The following is a 16,188-nucleotide window of genomic DNA, read 5'->3' on the forward strand; positions in this document are numbered from 1 at the left end:
GCCCGACAAAGTCGCTGGTGGCGGGTTAACATGCTGGGCGCCACGAGTTGCTCGTGTGCCGCTGTTCGGTAAACGCTCGAAACGGATGGGTAGTGATCGGTATGACGGTTCGTCGTCTGGTGATTCGAGGCGCCGTCGCCGGTGCCATCGCGGTGGGGTCGATCGTGGTGGTCGCGCCGTCCGCCGTCGCCGACAACCCGTGCGAGGGCGCCTCGGCGCGGGTCTTCTTCGGCAACAGCACGAACATCTGCCAGTCCGGCACGGCGACCTACAGCGACCCCGTCGTCTCGAAGATCTGCTCGATGCCCACCTCGACCGTGCACGCCGAGGTCACCCTCAAGCAGACCAAGACCAAGACCATCACCCAGACGATGGACCTGGCGAACGGTCAGTGTGGTCGATTCCCGCTCCAGGGCCAGCTCAGCTCCACCGTCTCCGTCAGCTGAGCACAGCCGTCCACCTCAGTGATCACCGCTCCCGCAAGAGCAGCGCGCTGTCGCCGAATTCGTGCCACAGGTAGCCGGTGTCCAGCGCGGCGGCATAGGCCGTTTCGACGGTCGATGATCCGGCCACCGCGACGAGCAGGTCCAAGTGCGACGCACCGGGCGCGTGCCAGCCGGTGATCAACCCGTCGACGACGCGCGCCGGGCGGTCGGGACCGAGGACGAGATCGGTCCAGCCGTGCACGGGACGCACGGCGCCCAGCGGATCGGCGGCGGTTTCCAGGGCGCGGGTGACGGTGGTGCCGACGGCGATGATGCGCCCGCCCGCCGCCTTCGCGTCGTTGACCATGCGGGCGGTCGCCGCCGAGACGGTGCAGCGTTCCGGGCTCGGCGGCTCGCCCGCCTCCGGTGAGGACACGCCGGTGTGCAGGGTGATCGGCGCGATCGCGACACCGGCCGCAATCAGGTCGAGGACCAGATGTTCAGTGAACGGCCTTGCCGCGCTTGGCATTTCCGCACTGCCAGGGATGCGCCCGAAGACCGTCGAGTAGTAGGACGCGGACCATCGTTGTGGCACATAGGCGTAGGTGATCGGAGAGCCGTAGACGCCCATCAGGTCGCGCGGATCGACGGTGACCTCGGCCACCCAGAGGCGGCGCGCGCCGGGCAGCCATGGTTCGCGCAGCGTGGCCCGTGCCCCCTCCGGTAGCTGGATGACCGTGCCTGCCGACAGTTCTCCGGCGGGAAAGGGCGTGCGTGCGGTGGTGCGAATCTCGACGACCCAGCCGCCGTCGTCGAGCCAGGTCGCGAAATGCACTGCGACCTGGCGGCGCTCGATGCGGCCGGCGACGGCCGCGCTGCGCGTCGCCGAATTGTTCACCACCACAAGGTCGCCCGGCCGCAGGTGGAACGGGAGCTCACGGAATCGGGCGTGGGTCAGGCCCGCTCCGGCGACGAGCAGGCGGACATCGTCGCGCGCCAGTCCCCTGGCCTCCGGTGGTGCGGTGGCGTTGCGCTCGGGTGGCAGCACGAAGGAGCGCGTGTCGAGCAGTGCCGTCACCGCGGCTGTCCGATCGTGAAATCCGCTGCGGCATAACGACCGTTCTTGGGTTTGTCGCTGAGCAACCGCAGCAGCGCGGGGACCACCGATTCGGGTTCGGGGCGATCGGAGATGTCCTCGCCGGGGAAGGCGGCCTGATGCATCTCGGTGCGCATGTCGCCGGGATCGAAGGAGTAGATCGACACGTCCGGGTGCTCGGCGCCGAGCACGGCGGTGAGCTGGTCGAACGCGGCCTTGGCGGAACCGTAGCCGCCCCATTGCGGATACGGTTCGATCGCGGCGTCGGAGCTGATGTTGACCACGACGCCGCCTGGCTGCAGCAGCGGCAGCGTCGATTGCAGCACCGCAAGCGGGGCAATGACATTCGTCCGGTACACCAGCTCGAGTTCGTCGAGCGGGTAGTCGAGCAGCCGCGGCAGCGGACTGGGGCCGAGCCTGCTCGCGTTGTTCACGATCAGCGTCAGTTCGCCGGTGCCGCGGACGGACTCGGTCACCAGTGCGCGATGTGCCGGGTCGGTGATGTCACCGGGAACGGGGATGAACGCGGCGCCGAGTTCTTCCGCTACCCGGTCCAGCCGTTCGGCGCGCCTGGCTGTGCCGATCACCCACCAGCCACGCCGGACGAGTGCACGGGTGAGTGCGAGCCCGAATCCGGCGGAGGCGCCGGTGATCAGGGCCGTGGGAAGATCCATGTCGACCTCCTGGTAGTGCCTACCAGTCGATCGTCATACCTCGAGCATGGTTCAGGTCAAGTGCTGTTCGCCGTCGGCGGACCGCGACCGTCCGCCGGCGACTACTCGTCGTCCTCCTCGGCCGCCGCGGGCGCAAGCGCGTCCGGGCCCTCGGCCAGTAACTGCCGGAACCCGTCCTCGTCGAGGATCGGCACCCCGAGTTCCTCCGCCTTGGCCGCCTTCGATCCCGGTGCGTCCCCGATCACCACGAACGCGGTCTTCTTCGACACCGAGCTGGCGGCCTTGCCGCCGCGCACCAGGATCGCCTCCTTGGCGCCGTCGCGGGTAAACCCTTGCAGCGAGCCGGTGACCACGATCGAGAGGCCTTCCAGGTTGCGTTCGATGGACTCGTCGCGCTCGTCTTCCATCCGTACGCCCGCAGCACGCCACTTCTCCACCACGACGCGATGCCAGTCGACGGTGAACCACTCCGCGACCGCGGCGGCGATGGTCGGGCCGACACCCTCCGCGGCGGCCAGCTCCTCCACCGAGGCGTTGTCGATGCGTTCCATGCTGTAGAACTCCGCGGCCAGCGCCCGCGCGGCGGTCGGGCCGACGTGCCGGATGGACAGGGCGACGAGCACCCGCCACAGCGGCCGGTCCTTCACCAGCGCCAAATTCTCCAGCAGCCGTTTGCCATTGGCCGACAGGCTGCCGTTCTTGTTCACGAACAGCGTGGTGGTGAGCAGCGCTGCCTCGTCGAGGTCGAACAGGTCACCCTCGTCGACGATCGCACCGGAGGCGAGCAGGTCGTTCGCGGCTTGCTCACCGAGCGCTTCGATGTCGAAGGCGCCGCGTCCGGCGACGTGATACACCCGCTCGCGCAACTGCGCCGGGCAGAACCGTTGATTGGGGCAGCGAATGTCGGCGTCGCCCTCCTTCTCCGGCGCCAGTTCGGTGCCGCAGACCGGGCAGTGCGTCGGCATCTCGAACTCGCGCTCGGCGCCGGTGCGCGCGTCGACCACCGGGCCGAGCACCTCGGGGATCACGTCGCCCGCCTTGCGGATGGTGACGGTGTCGCCGATCAGCACGCCCTTGCGCTTGACCTCCGAGGCGTTGTGCAGCGTCGCCATCGCGACGGTTGACCCCGCAATCGACACCGGCTCCATCACCGCGAACGGGGTGACCCGGCCGGTGCGGCCGACATTCACCTCGATGTTCAGCAGTTTCGTCGTCGCCTCTTCCGGCGGGTACTTGTAGGCGATCGCCCAGCGCGGCGCGCGCGAGGTCGCGCCGAGGCGGCGCTGCAAGGCCATCTCGTCGATCTTGATGACCTGGCCGTCGATCTCGTGCTCGATGTCGTGACGGTGCTCGCCCCAGTAGGCGACGCGCTCGACCACCGCGTCGATGCCCTGGACCCGCCTGGTGTGCGCGGAGACCGGCAGACCCCAGGACGCGAGCGCTCGATAGGCCTCGTATTGCGACGACGGGGTGTACCCCTCCAGTCGCCCGAACCCGTGGCAGATCATCCGCAGGTTGCGCCGCGCGGTGACCGCGGGATCCTTCTGCCGCAGCGACCCGGCGGCGGTATTGCGCGGATTCGCGTACGGCGGTTTGCCTTCGGCGACGATCGAGGCGTTGAGCGCCTCGAAGTCCACCAGGCGCAGGTACACCTCCCCGCGCACCTCGAGCAGGGCCGGGATCGGGAATTCGTCGTTGGCGGTGAGCTCGCCGGGGATGTCGTCGATGGTGCGTGCGTTGAGGGTGACGTCCTCGCCGGCCCGTCCGTCGCCGCGCGTGGCGCCGCGCACCAATCGCCCGTTCTCGTAGACCAGGTTCAGCGCGACACCGTCGATCTTCACCTCGCACAGGTAGTGCAGGTCCGGCCCGGTCTCCGCCTCCACCCGGCTCGCCCAGGCGCGCAGCTCGTCGAGGCTGAACACGTTGTCCAGCGACAACATCCGCTCGAGATGATCGACGGTGGTGAAGTCGGTGGCGAACCCGCCGCCGACGAGCTGGGTCGGCGAATCCGGCGTGCGCAGGTCGGGATGCGCCTCCTCCATCGCCTCCAGCCGCTTCAGCAGCGCATCGAACTCTCCGTCGGTGATGATCGGAGCGTCGCGCACGTAGTAGCGGAACTGATGCTCGCGCACCTCATCCGCGAGCTGCTGCCACTGCACCCGCTGCGCTGCCGTCGCCGAGGCCGCCGCACTGTCACGTTCACTCACCCAACGCACATTAGCCGAGCCCACCGACATCCCACGGCAGTGTTCGCGCACGTCGCGGTACGTAATGAACCAGTGCGCCTCGTCCGACGCCGGTCGGCCGTCCGGTTGTCTCGGCGGGCACCGGCCTCACTCGAAGCTGAGCGACTCCGGGTCTTCGGCGTAGGCGCGGGCCACCTCGGCGGCCAGGGTGAGGGACTTGCGGGCCCAGGTCAGCGGGGCGCCTGCGAGGCCGCAGGCGGGACTCACCAGGACCTGGGTGGCCAGGGTGGTGCGCGGGAAGCCGAGGCGGTCGATGAGGCGGACACCGGGTTCGGCGATGGTGCGCCAAGTCGGCGGGGTCGGCGGCGGCGTGGTCGGCACGAGGCCGAGAACCAGCTGTTTGCCGGAGTCGAGTATCTCGCCGATGCTGTCGAGATCGCGGGTTGCGACCGTGGCGATGTCGAAACCGATTGCGGCGGCTGCGCTTCCGCGCAGGAAGGCGAGCGAGGGCGGCTCGGCACAGCTGTGGATCACGACCGGCGCGGATTGGGCGGTGATGACCGCGTCGAGGATGCTGCTCGCCTCGGGTTCCGGTAGCGCACGGACGGTGTTGAGCAGGCTGACGCCGGACAGCGAGCCGGCGAGCACCGCGGTCAGCGCCGGTTCGTCCAGTTGCAGCAGTACTTGCGCGCCTAGTCGCTTGCGGATCTCGGCGACGTGACCGACGAGGCCCTCGGCCAGGGATTCCGAAAGATCGCGCAGCGCACCAGGATCGGTGAGCGCCAGGTGTCCGCTGGGGAGCTCCACCTGAGCCGCGAGCGTCAGCGGGCCTGCCACCTGCAGCTTGATCGGCCTGCCGGTGCCTGCCGAACCCGCTGTCTCCCAAGCCTCTTCGAGCGCGTCGAGGTCGGCGCGGAACAGGTCACGCGCGCGCCGGGACACCGCACCCGGCCGCGGCGACAACCGGTACCCGCGGGTGGTGGTGTCGAATCGCATGTCGACCAGCAGCGCCGAAACGCGGCCGATCATGTCGGCGCCGACGCCGCGGCCGGGTAGCTCCACCAGATGTGGAAGGTCGGGTAGCTCACCGAGGATGGTGGTCGCGGATTCCCGCGGATCGATGCCTGGCCACGAGCCGACGCCGGTCGCGATCCCGCCGCGCAGCGCGGGCGTTCCGCGCAGCTCCGGTTCGCTCCCGTGTCCCTGGACGGTGAAACCGTCGTCGTCCAGCCGTTCCATCTCGTGCACCGTTGTCCGTTCCTGTCGGTTGGTTCACTCTGCGCGGCAGGACGATTCCGTGGCGCAGGGGGCAGTTGCGGACCCGATGCATTGTGCACGCCCCGACAGCATCATCGCCGACCGGTACCGCTCGTCGGAAGAGCTGAGTCGATCAGACGCCCGCAGGCCGCCTCACCGTGTACCGGAGCTGGCGTCGCTGCCGACCCGCGCGCCTGCGACGGTGCCGGTCCCGGAGATGGTGCCGCTGCCGATCACCTGGTCGCCCAAGGCATCCTGGCGGTACAGCACGACCGCTTGGCCCCGCGCCACCCCGGTGAGCGGCTCGTGCAACCGGACGGACAGTCCGGCGCCGACGGCCTCGGCGGTCGCCGATGCGAGACCGCCGTGCGCACGCACCTGCACCACGCACTCGATCGGCCCGTCCGGCGTGACGCCGGAGGTCCAGATCGCGCGCTCCGCCTCGACGGTCCACACCTGCAGGTCCTCGGCCGAGCCGACGCGAACGGTGCCGGACTCGGGATCGATCCCGGTGACGTAGCGCGGCTTGCCGTCGGCAGCAGGACCAGGCAGCCCGAGCCCCTTCCGCTGGCCGATCGTGAACCCGTGCACGCCTTCGTGTTCGGCGAGCTTGGTGCCGTCGGCATCGACAACGGCGCCGGGCCTGATGCCGATCTTCGCGCCGAGGAAGGCGCGGGTGTCGCCGGACGGAATGAAGCAGATGTCGTGGCTGTCCGGCTTGTTCGCGACCGCGAGCCCGCGCTCGGCGGCCTCCTCGCGGATCTGCGGCTTCGGCGTGTCACCGACCGGGAACATGGCGCGCGACAACTGCTCCGCGTTCAACACCGCGAGCACATACGACTGGTCCTTGTCGGCGTCGACGGCACGGCGCAGCACGCCGTCCTCGAGCCGCGCGTAGTGGCCGGTGACCACGGCGTCGAAGCCGAGAGCCACCGCACGGTCGGCGAGCGCGGAGAACTTGATCTTCTCGTTGCACCGCAGGCACGGGTTCGGCGTCTCGCCCGCCGCATAGGCCGCGACGAAATCGTCGATCACGTCTTCCTTGAAGCGGTCGGCGAAATCCCAGACATAGAACGGGATTCCGAGCACATCCGCGGCCCGGCGCGCGTCCCCCGCGTCCTCCTTCGAGCAGCAACCGCGCGACCCGGTGCGCAGTGTGCCCGGCGACGCGGACAGCGCCAGATGCACGCCGACCACCTCGTGACCAGCGTCGACAGCACGCGCCGCCGCCACAGCCGAATCGACACCACCACTCATCGCGGCAAGTACTCGCATCACACACCTCCCTTCGCGCCGGCCAGACCCGCGGCCATGGCCCGCTCCACCACCTGGGGCAACACCATCAGCAACGCGTCGACATCGGCGCGGGTCGAGGTGTGCCCCAAGGAAAATCGCAACGATCCGCGCGCCTGCCACGGCTCGACGCCCATTGCGATGAGTACATGGCTCGGCGAGGCGACACCCGCGGTGCAGGCCGACCCCGTCGAGCATTCGATCCCCGCCGCGTCCAACAGCATCAGCAGCGAATCGCCTTCGCAGCCGGGGAAAGTGAAGTGCGCGATGCCGGGCAGTCGCCGGTCGCCAGGCGCGCCGTTGAGCACGACCTCGGGCACGATCTCCCGGATGCCGTCGATCAGTGCGTCCCGCAACGCGGTCAATTCCGCAGTGCGGACCGGCAATTCGGCCGCGGTCTGACGCAGCGCGGTGGCCAGTCCGACCGCCGCCGCCGTATCCGAGGTGCCCGAGCGCAGGTCGCGCTCGTGCCCGCCGCCGTGCAGCAGCGGCACGCACGGCACCTGCCTGCCGAGCAGCAGCACGCCGATGCCGTGCGGTCCACCGACCTTGTGCCCGGCGAAGCTGGCCGCGGACAATCCGCTCGCGGCGAAGTCGATCGGCAACTGCGCGGCGGCCTGCACCGCGTCGCTGTGCATCGGCACCCCGAATTCTCGTGCCACGGCGGCCAATTCACCGATCGGCTGGATGGTGCCGACCTCGTTGTTCGCCCACATGACGGTGACGAGCGCGACGTCGTCGGGGTTCGCGGCCAGCTCCGCGCGCAGCGTGCGCGGCGAGACGACGCCCTGCGCGTCCACCGGCAGCCAGGTCACCCGCGCGCCCTCGTGCCGCTCCAGCCATTCGACGGCGTCGATCACCGCGTGGTGCTCGACCGAGCTGGCGATGATCCTGGTCCGGCGCGGCTCGGCGTCGCGGCGCGCCCAGTAGATCCCCTTGACGGCCAGGTTGTCGCTTTCGGTGCCGCCGGAGGTGAAGATGACCTCGGAGGGCCTCGCGCCCAGATCGGCGGCGATCGACTCGCGCGCCTCCTCGAGCGTCCGGCGCGCGGCGCGCCCCGACCCGTGCAGCGACGACGCGTTCCCGGCCTGCCGCAGGGCAGCCGTCATCGCCTCGACCGCGGCAGGCAACATCGGTGTGGTGGCCGCATGATCGAGGTAGACCGTCTGGGCCGCTACACCGTGGACCGGACCCGAAAAACCCGCCTTCATGACCAATAAAGGATAGCGGGACCCGGTTCCCCATTATTCCCGGCCGATCTTGACAGACCGCCGACACGCCGAAGTGTCCGTTTTGCCCGGCCGACGGACCGAGCAAGATTCGCCTATGCCGCCGTGGTCGGCCTGGTGTCCGGTCTCGTCCCATCCATCGCTCGGTCCAGCGTGAGCGCGGCATCGATGAGGGCAAGGTGGGTGAAGGCCTGCGGAAAGTTGCCCAGCTGTGCCCCGGTGAGGGCGATCTCCTCGGCGTAGAGCCCTACGTGGTTGGCATAGGTGAGCATTTTCTCGAAGACCAGGCGGGCCTGGTCGACGTCGCCGGCGCGGGCGAGGGCATTGACGTAGTCGAAGGTGCAGAGCGAGAAGGTGCCCTCGGCCCCGCGCAGTCCGTCCGGCGCCGCCGCCGGGTCGTAGCGATAGACCAGGCTATCGGTGACCAGTTCCTCCGTGATCGCAGTCAAGGTGGACAGCCAGCGTGGGTCACGCGGTGCGACGAACCCCACCTTCACCATGCGCAGCAGCGACGAGTCGAGTACCTCCGAGGCGTACTGCTGGACGAAGGCCTGCCGATGCGGACTCCAGCCCCGCTCCCACAGTTGGGCGTAGATCTGATCGCGCTCGGCACGCCACTGCTCGATCGGACCGGGCAGGCTGTGGGTCGTCGCGATGCGGATGGCGCGGTCGAAGGCCACCCAGCTCATCAGTCGGCCGTAGCTGAAATCGGCGCGCCCGCCGCGGGTTTCCCAAATTCCCTCCTCCGGTTGATCCCAGTTGAACGCCAGCCAGTCGAGCAGGGCGGTGACGTCCTGCCAGCCCTCGTGCCCGATGCGCAGACCACGCTGGTCGGCGCGATAGATGGCGTCGAGCAGCTCGCCGTAGATGTCGAGTTGGAGTTGACCGGACGCGTCGTTGCCGATCCGCACCGGACGGGAACCGCGATAGCCCGGCCAGTGGTCGAGGACTTCCTCGCTCAGTTCCGGTGAGCCGTCCACCCGGTACATGATCCGTAACCGTCCATCGGACTCGTGATAGCGATTACGCAGCCAGCGGGCGAAATCCGCTGCCTCCTCGGTGAATCCGAGGGCGAGCAGCGAGTGCACGGCGAACGAGGCATCCCTGATCCAGGTGTAGCGGTAGTCCCAGTTCCGCTCGCCGCCGATCTGTTCGGGCAGCCCGGCGGTCGGCGCCGCGACGATGGCACCGGTCGGCGCGTACGTGAGGAGCTTGAGGGTGATCGCCGAGCGGTGCACGGCCTCACGCCAGCGACCCCGATAGGTCGATCGCGCGAGCCACGAGTGCCAGTAGCGCACCGTGCTGTGGAACAGTTGCGCAATTTCGTCCGGCCGGATCGTCCGTGGCGGTCCCGCTGCGGCCGACTCCAGGACGATCCCGCGCGTCTGGCCGGCCTCGAGGGTGAACGAGCCGTAGACGCGACCGTCCTCGGTGGTGTGGATCTGGGCGAGCCTGGCGTCGTCCGGTTCTCGCACCACGTGCACGGTCATGTTGTGGTCGCCACCGTCGAAGACGACGCCGTCCTCGGTCTGTCTGAGGGAATGCGGTTGGCGGCCGTAATCGAAGCCGGGCAGCAGATCGAGGTCGAAGGTCAGGCGTCCGCGCACGCAGCGCACGGTCCGCACCAGCCGATGGTTGTCCGTCGGCCCGCGCCCGAGGATGGGCGGCATGAAGTCGCACACCTCGCCGGTGCCGTCCTCGGTCAGGAACCGGGTGATCAGAATCGCGGTGTCGGGGAAGTACAGCTGGGTGCTCCGATAGGGGCGGACCGAAGGCTGGATTCGACAGTGCCCACCGTGTTCCTGGTCGAGCAGCGCCCCGAAGACGCTGGGCGAGTCGAAACGGGGGCAGCAGTACCAGTCGATGGTTCCGTCGGTGGCGACCAGTGCGGCCGTCTGCAGGTCGCCGATCAGTCCGTGGTCGGCGATTGCCGGTGCGTCGGTCATGCGGATTCTCCTTGTTGTCTTGGGGTTTCGGAATCAGCCGGGGGCCGGGCCACCAGCTCCACTGCCAGCAGCAGGATCCCGGCGGTCAGTGCGATGGCGACCACGACCAGACCGGTGGGAAAGTGCCAGAACACCACCGTCAGTGCGGCGACGGTGACGATCGCCACGCGCAACGGCACCCGGTATCGCGCGGTGAAGGTCTCGATCTGGTTCGGCTCGCCACGGCGCGGTCTGCGCACGGCCGCGAGTGCGCTCGCGCCGCCGGAGCGCACCGAGCGGGCCGAGTTCGACGGCCCGGCAAGGTAACTCGCCACCGCGATGATCACGGACAGGGCCAGCACCGCGCGCAGGCTCCCGCGTAGCGGCGCGTAGACCGCGTCGATCACCGCCGCCGCGGCGTCCGGTGCGAGGAGCTCCGCGGGTATCGCGTCGAGGTAGACGCGGCGCCCGATGATCAGCGCGACCGCCAGCGCAACCATCGCCAGCGCGGCGCTCGATCCGGCCAGTGCGAGCGTCCTGGTTCGGTGTTTCCGGGGAGTCAGCCACAGTGCGCAGGCCGCAGCGGCCAGCGCGACCCATGGCAGGACATTCGCCAACCGATCGAGCGTCCGAACGGCCTGCTGCGCCTTGATCAGCTCCGGGGAGCGGAAGAGGACGAAGTGCGCATCGACGTCGGGCAGCCTGTCGCCGAAGGTGATTCCGCGTTCGTCGAGTTGCTGGCGGACGGCCGTCAGGATGGCGCTCAGCGAGATGCTCACGGTGCCTTGGTCATCGATCGCGACACCGGGCCTGGTCCGGCCGGTGAGCACCGCGACGAGCGCCTCGTGCGCTCGACGGTTCGCGACGACCCAGAGCTGTTCGAATTCGTCGCTGGAAACCATTCTCAGAGCGGTCTGTCGAATCAAGGTCTCGCTCTGGGCGGCAATCAACGGAGGCAGGCGGCGCAATGCCTCCGTCACGAGTGGGCGATCGGCAGCCTGTGGCGGCAGGTTATCGGTCAGTGCCGTAACAGCTTTCGCGGTCGCCCCTTCGATATCGACCCGCGTGACGATGGCCGCGGTGATCCGGTCGGCGAGTTCGGCGTGCACCGCCGGATCTGCTCCCAACGGCCGCACGGTCGCGACATAGCGGTCCGTGTCGAGGATTTCGCTTCGGCAGAAGCGCGCGACCACCGACCCCGCGACGGCAATCCCCATGATCAGCAACAGGATTCCCACCGCGGTCCAGCGAAGGGTGCGCCGGACCCGGTGCGTGCGTACCCCGACGGTGGCGCGCAGCCGCTCGAGTTCAGCACGTTCGTCTGCGGTGAGCGCACCGGGATTCTGCGGGTCGGGCAGTTCCTGACTCTGGTTGTCGACGTTCATCGTCGTCCTCGATTCCGGAACAGAATGGCCGCCACCGGAATTCCGGCGTAGGGTCGAAACGGATAGTTCGCGTGCGCGCTGCCCAGTTCGATCCGGCAGCCGGTCGGCCGAAAGGGATTGCCTCCATGCCCACCGGACAGAATTCGCACATTCCGTCGACACTCGACCGCCGCCGTCGGTCCCGGCGCGATGTAATGGTTGCCATCGCGGCGGTTTTCATATTGTTGATTGCCTATTTCCTGCTGCCGTTCACCCGAATCGGCGATATCAGGACCGCAATACTGCTGATTGTCGAAGCGGTCGCGACGTGCGTCATTTTTGTGTGGCAGATTCGTGCCGTGCTGCGCGCCGACCGTCCGCTGGCACGTGCATTGGCAGCGGCGGTCGCCATTTTCGGCTGCTACGTAATCGGCTATGCCACGGTGTATTTCACGCTGTCCGCGGGCGATCCGGCCTGCTTCAGCGCACCGCTGACGAAGATCGATGCGCTGTACTTCTGTGTCACGGTGTTCGCGACGGTCGGCTTCGGGGACATCGTGGCAACGTCGCAGGCGGCCAGGGTGGTCGTGCTCATCCAGATGATCGGCAATCTGATCCTGATCGGGTTGGCGCTGCGGCTGCTGACCGCGTCGGCCGAAGTGCGCCGTGCCGAGCTGCGGGCCGACGAGCCCACTCCGCGTTCCGACCAAGAATGAGCCACTGACGTAGCGAAAGTAACTCCACGACATCATTTTTCGCCTCCTGACTGGGTGCACTCGGGGGGTGCGGGAGACCCGACGGCGCGTTTCGGGATCAGACCGGTGCCGAACAGCGCCCCGACGGCAAGCAGTGCGGCGAGGGACAGGGCCGCCCGCAGCGCGATGAGCCGAGCGTCGGCGTTGACCGAGACGATCGCGTCCGCGGTGGCCTGCGGAACACCGGCCGCGGCGAGCGCCTCCCGCAGTTGCGTGGTGGATACGAACGAGGCGCCGTCCGCCAGTTGCGTCGTAATCTGCTCCTGCACAGGGGCAGGCACCGCGGGGTTGTCGTCGATCCCGGTGCGCGCGGCACCGATCAGCGCGGCGATCAACACCGACCCGATCAACGCGGTGCCGAAGGAGGCACCGAGGTTGGTCGCCGTGTTCTGCAGCCCGCCGACCTCGGCACTGCGCACGTCCGGGACTGCGGCGACGGTGACCGCGCCGAGCTGCGAGGACAGCGCGCCGAGTCCAAAACCCAGGAACACCATCGGGATCAACACCACTTCGGCGCCTGCGCCGGGGTCGAGACCCGCGACCAGAATGGTGATGCCGACAACCATCGATATCAGCCCGAGCCGAACGACCCGGCGCGGATCAGCGCGCGGCCGGATCTTGGGGATGCCAACGGCGGCCAGCACCAGCGCGGCCGACAACGGCAGCACCCGCAGTCCGGTTTCGACCGCGGTGAGCTCGAGCGCCACCGAGAGATACAGCGGTACTGCGAAGAAGACGCCCGCCTGAACGAGGAACTGCGCGAAGAACATCGCCAGCCCGCCGACGAGTTGCCGGTGCCGCAGCAACGCGATGTCGATCAATGGCTCCCGGCCGATGCGGGCCAGCCGGACCTCCCACCGCAGCAATCCGTAGAGCACCACCAGTCCCGAGAGCAGCAACCAGATCACCGGGGACAGGCCGAGTAGTTGCGGCCCAACCGGTCTGGGGCGGACCCAACCCCAATCGCTGGACCGCAACACGCCGTACACGACAGCGCCGAGGCCGAGCACCGACAACGCCGAGCCGACCAGGTCGAGCCGGACCGCTACGGGCGCGACGTCGGCGACCCGACGCAGCACCAGCAGGATGGCCAGCACAAGGACAACCTCGCCGAGAAACACATAGCGCCACGACGCGAACGTTGTCACCGCGCCGCCGATCATCGGTCCGACCGCAACGGCGCACGCACCTGCCGCGGCGACGAGTCCGTACGCCGCCGCCCGACGCGCGGGCGGGACGTTCGCCGCGACCAGCGCCACGATCGCGGGCATGATCAGCACTGCGCCGAGGCCCTCCAGCAGTGACCAACCGAGCAGCAGCACAGCGAGATTCGGGGCGAGGGCGGTGGTCAGCGAACCCGCGCCGTAGACGACGAGACCGACCGCGAACGCGCGTTTGCGGCCGAGCATGCTGCCGACCTTGCCGCCGGTGATCATCAATGTCGCCATGACCAGCGTGTACAGCGTGATGGCCGTCTGAATGCCGGTCACCGGGGTATCGAGATCGGCGGCAACGCTCGCCATCGACACATTCATCACCGAGCTGTCCAACGTCATCAGGAATTGGCCTGCGGCGAGGACCGCGAGCACCAGGGTGGAACCGCGCTCGGTCGGGAGCCTTTCCGCGTGGTTCATCAGGCGGCCGCGGCTACGGCAGGATCGTTTCCTTGATGCGTTTGAATTCCTCGTCGGTGATCGCACCGTTGTCGAGCAGCCGCTTCGCGGTGGCGATCTGTGACGACGAGTCGATTCCTGCGACTGTTCTGATGTATTCGTTCTCGGCCTCGTAGTAGCGCAGGTTCTCGACGCCGCGCCGTTCCGCCATGGAATTCCCGCGCACAATCAGATAGAGCAACGCGGTCACAAAGGGAAGAACGAGCAGGCAGATAATCCACAGTGCCTTTACCCATCCGGAGGTACTGCGGTCACGGAACAGGTCGGAGATAATGGCGAAGAGGATCATCAAGTACGCCACGAACAAGAACGTCAAAACGGAGAACCACAGGAAATCCCAAAAAGACATATCGGTTACCCTTCCTTGGGCGCCGGACCGGTTGTGGTGCAGGCGATTCGGCTACGGGGTGACGATCGGAAAATCAGGGTCGGCCGCATCGGTCAGCGCAAGCAGCCGGGACCACACTGCGGTGTCACCCGCGGTCTGCAGATGGTCGAGCGATCCGGTGTCGAGCAGGACGAGCAAGCCTGGTTTGGTCAATGTCACCTCCAGATCGGCCGGCCTCGGCCTGGTGGCCGGATGGTGGATGAGCGCGCCGTTGCTGAGCTCCATGTGGTAGATCTCGGCGGAATCGGTGAACACCCATCGGATGCTCAACTGCTGGGACCAGGCCCGCGGGCCATCGATGGTCGACGCGATGGTGTCGAACAGCTGCGTGATACCCAGTGCCGGTGCGACACCGGGCCGTCGCGCCGGACTGCCACGGCCATAACGCAATTCGGCCGCGCCGCTGAGATAGCAATTGCGCCACGACGCGCATTCGGCGCCGTTGCCGAGCCGCTCGAAGACGGAAGCCAAGGTGGCCCTGGCCGCCGCGTGGTCCGGATCGGCGAACACCGCATGGCTCCCCAGTTCCGCGGCGAACCGCAGGTCGCCTGCCGCCGCGAATTCGCGCGCCTTGCCGACCACGGCCTCGACGCCGCCGAGCAGTGCGACATAGCGCGCCGCCTGGGCTCGTGGCGGATGCAGCCAGAGATGCGCGGGATTGCCGTCGTACCAACCCAGATAGTGCTGAGAGATCGCTTTGACATTGTGGTTCAGCGAGCCGGACCGCCCAGCGGTGTGCGGCTGCGCCCGCAGCCGCGGTGACAGGCGCAGCTCCTCGGCGATCTCGATTCCGGTGTAGCCCTGGTTGAGTCGGCGCACCGTCTGGTCGTGCAGGTAGGCGTACATGTCCCGGTGGTCGCGCAGAAACGCGAGCGCTTCGGCCCGGCCGCTGCTCGGCCAGTGGTGTGCGGCGAAGACGACATCGATATCGTCGGCGAACAGTTCGATCGCCTCGGCGATGCCGCGCGACCGCATGCGCGCGTCGCGCGCAGGCCCGCCCCGCAGCGGCACCAGGTCGTACATGCTCTGCCCGACCTGGTCGGCCATGAACAGTGCTCGGGCACAAGGAAAGAAGACATTCATCTCGGCGGGCCATTCGGTGCCTGGCACCAGCTGGAAGATCATCCGGATGCCGTCGATCTCTTCGTCCATGCCGGTGTCGGTGATCTCCAGCGTCGGTGCGAGCAGGTGGGTAGCCGCAACGACAGGGTCAGCAGCCTCTTCGATGTCGACCTTGCCGCGCGGCCCGTGCGCCAGCGCGGCGCCCGAGCAATAGGCGCCGCGTCGCTGCACAGCGGGCGCCGTTGATACGTTGCGCGCCAACGTGTTCAGGAACCGTGTCGGTGCGATGATCGGCACGGTGCTTTCGGCGTCGACGACACCGAGCACGCCGCCGCCGTGGCTGCCATGGGAATGCGTATGGACCACGGCGACGACTGCCCGCTCACCGCGATGCCTGCGGTACAACCGCAGGGCGGCGGCGGCTGTTTCGGTGCTTGTCAACGGGTCGATCACGATCACGCCCCGATCGGATTCGACGAACGTCATGTTCGACACGTCGAATCCGCGCACCTGATAGATGCCCTCGCACACCTGGAAGAGACCGTGCCGGACGGCGCGACGGCTCAGCCGCCACAAACCGGGATGGACGGTGGCCGGACGGACACCTGCCAGAAAGCCGAAGGATTCCATCTCCCAGACCACGGCATCGTCCGCATTCGTGATCACGCAGGGTGCGAGAGTGCCGAGCAGATCATGGTAGGCAAGCATGTGCTGCTCCACTCCTGTCGATTCGGACGGTGCGCTATCGACAGTGCCGCCGCGGCCGCCCGATTTCCTCACCCACCGCGGATGAATTCGGTCCGACCGCGGCGCGGACGCGGGCGGCCGGACAGAGTCACCCGCGACGGGCGAAGTGCGGCC

13 protein-coding genes are annotated in these 16,188 nt (G+C 68.2%); 2 read left to right on the forward strand and 11 right to left on the reverse strand.

The features are described 5' to 3' along the window. The first annotated feature begins 101 nt into the window (after window positions 1-101). Entirely contained in the window at window positions 102-446 is a 345-nt protein-coding gene (locus ACGFNJ_RS29395; protein WP_393455102.1) for a hypothetical protein, read from the forward strand. Between the two features lie 22 nt (window positions 447-468). On the opposite strand, the gene ACGFNJ_RS29400 is transcribed toward ACGFNJ_RS29395, so the two are convergent. The 8 genes from ACGFNJ_RS29400 to ACGFNJ_RS29435 form a co-directional block, all read right to left on the reverse strand. Further along, window positions 469-1,503 (reverse strand): S-adenosylmethionine:tRNA ribosyltransferase-isomerase, encoded by a 1,035-nt coding sequence (locus tag ACGFNJ_RS29400; RefSeq protein WP_393455105.1) that lies wholly within the window; start codon window positions 1,501-1,503, stop codon window positions 469-471. Beyond that, window positions 1,500-2,195, reverse strand: coding sequence for an SDR family NAD(P)-dependent oxidoreductase (locus tag ACGFNJ_RS29405; protein WP_393455108.1), 696 nt, complete (start codon window positions 2,193-2,195; stop codon window positions 1,500-1,502). The genes ACGFNJ_RS29400 and ACGFNJ_RS29405 overlap by 4 nt, the downstream gene beginning before the upstream one ends. Before the next feature lie 101 nt (window positions 2,196-2,296). Further along, window positions 2,297-4,402, reverse strand: coding sequence for an NAD-dependent DNA ligase LigA (gene ligA, locus ACGFNJ_RS29410; protein WP_393455111.1), 2,106 nt, complete (start codon window positions 4,400-4,402; stop codon window positions 2,297-2,299). 126 nt (window positions 4,403-4,528) lie between these two features. Next, window positions 4,529-5,620 carry a methionine synthase gene (locus ACGFNJ_RS29415; RefSeq protein ID WP_393455114.1) on the reverse strand — a complete coding sequence of 364 codons (1,092 nt, stop codon included), beginning with the start codon at window positions 5,618-5,620 and terminating at the stop codon, window positions 4,529-4,531. 171 nt (window positions 5,621-5,791) lie between these two features. After that, window positions 5,792-6,913, reverse strand: a complete 1,122-nt coding sequence (gene mnmA / locus ACGFNJ_RS29420; RefSeq protein ID WP_393455117.1) for a tRNA 2-thiouridine(34) synthase MnmA — start codon at window positions 6,911-6,913, stop codon at window positions 5,792-5,794. Then, window positions 6,913-8,142: a cysteine desulfurase family protein gene (locus tag ACGFNJ_RS29425; RefSeq protein WP_393455120.1), complete on the reverse strand. Its 1,230-nt coding sequence runs from the start codon at window positions 8,140-8,142 to the stop codon at window positions 6,913-6,915. The genes mnmA and ACGFNJ_RS29425 overlap by 1 nt, the downstream gene beginning before the upstream one ends. A gap of 113 nt (window positions 8,143-8,255) precedes the next feature. Next, window positions 8,256-10,106, reverse strand: a complete 1,851-nt coding sequence (locus ACGFNJ_RS29430; RefSeq protein ID WP_393455123.1) for a glycoside hydrolase family 15 protein — start codon at window positions 10,104-10,106, stop codon at window positions 8,256-8,258. Beyond that, the gene (locus ACGFNJ_RS29435; RefSeq protein ID WP_393455126.1) at window positions 10,103-11,470 is read right to left on the reverse strand and encodes a hypothetical protein; all 1,368 of its coding nucleotides are present in this window, start codon (window positions 11,468-11,470) and stop codon (window positions 10,103-10,105) included. Before ACGFNJ_RS29435 ends, ACGFNJ_RS29430 begins: the two co-directional genes overlap by 4 nt. 221 nt (window positions 11,471-11,691) lie before the next feature. Here ACGFNJ_RS29435 and ACGFNJ_RS29440 point away from each other — a divergent pair, with 221 nt between their 5' ends. Beyond that, window positions 11,692-12,165 carry a potassium channel family protein gene (locus tag ACGFNJ_RS29440; RefSeq protein ID WP_393455129.1) on the forward strand — a complete coding sequence of 158 codons (474 nt, stop codon included), beginning with the start codon at window positions 11,692-11,694 and terminating at the stop codon, window positions 12,163-12,165. A 32-nt stretch (window positions 12,166-12,197) separates the two neighbouring features. Here ACGFNJ_RS29440 and ACGFNJ_RS29445 read toward each other — a convergent pair whose 3' ends face one another. From ACGFNJ_RS29445 to ACGFNJ_RS29455, 3 genes are read right to left on the reverse strand one after another with little or no spacing between them, the layout of a single operon-like run. Beyond that, window positions 12,198-13,838 (reverse strand): MFS transporter, encoded by a 1,641-nt coding sequence (locus tag ACGFNJ_RS29445; RefSeq protein ID WP_393455132.1) that lies wholly within the window; start codon window positions 13,836-13,838, stop codon window positions 12,198-12,200. A 13-nt stretch (window positions 13,839-13,851) separates the two neighbouring features. Then, window positions 13,852-14,226, reverse strand: a complete 375-nt coding sequence (locus ACGFNJ_RS29450; RefSeq protein ID WP_393455135.1) for an SHOCT domain-containing protein — start codon at window positions 14,224-14,226, stop codon at window positions 13,852-13,854. A 51-nt stretch (window positions 14,227-14,277) separates the two neighbouring features. Continuing rightward, the gene (locus ACGFNJ_RS29455; protein WP_393455138.1) at window positions 14,278-16,035 is read right to left on the reverse strand and encodes an alkyl/aryl-sulfatase; all 1,758 of its coding nucleotides are present in this window, start codon (window positions 16,033-16,035) and stop codon (window positions 14,278-14,280) included. Window positions 16,036-16,188 lie beyond the last annotated feature (153 nt).

The organism is Nocardia sp. NPDC049149 (assembly GCF_043197455.1).
Classification (GTDB): Bacteria; Actinomycetota; Actinomycetes; order Mycobacteriales; family Mycobacteriaceae; genus Nocardia.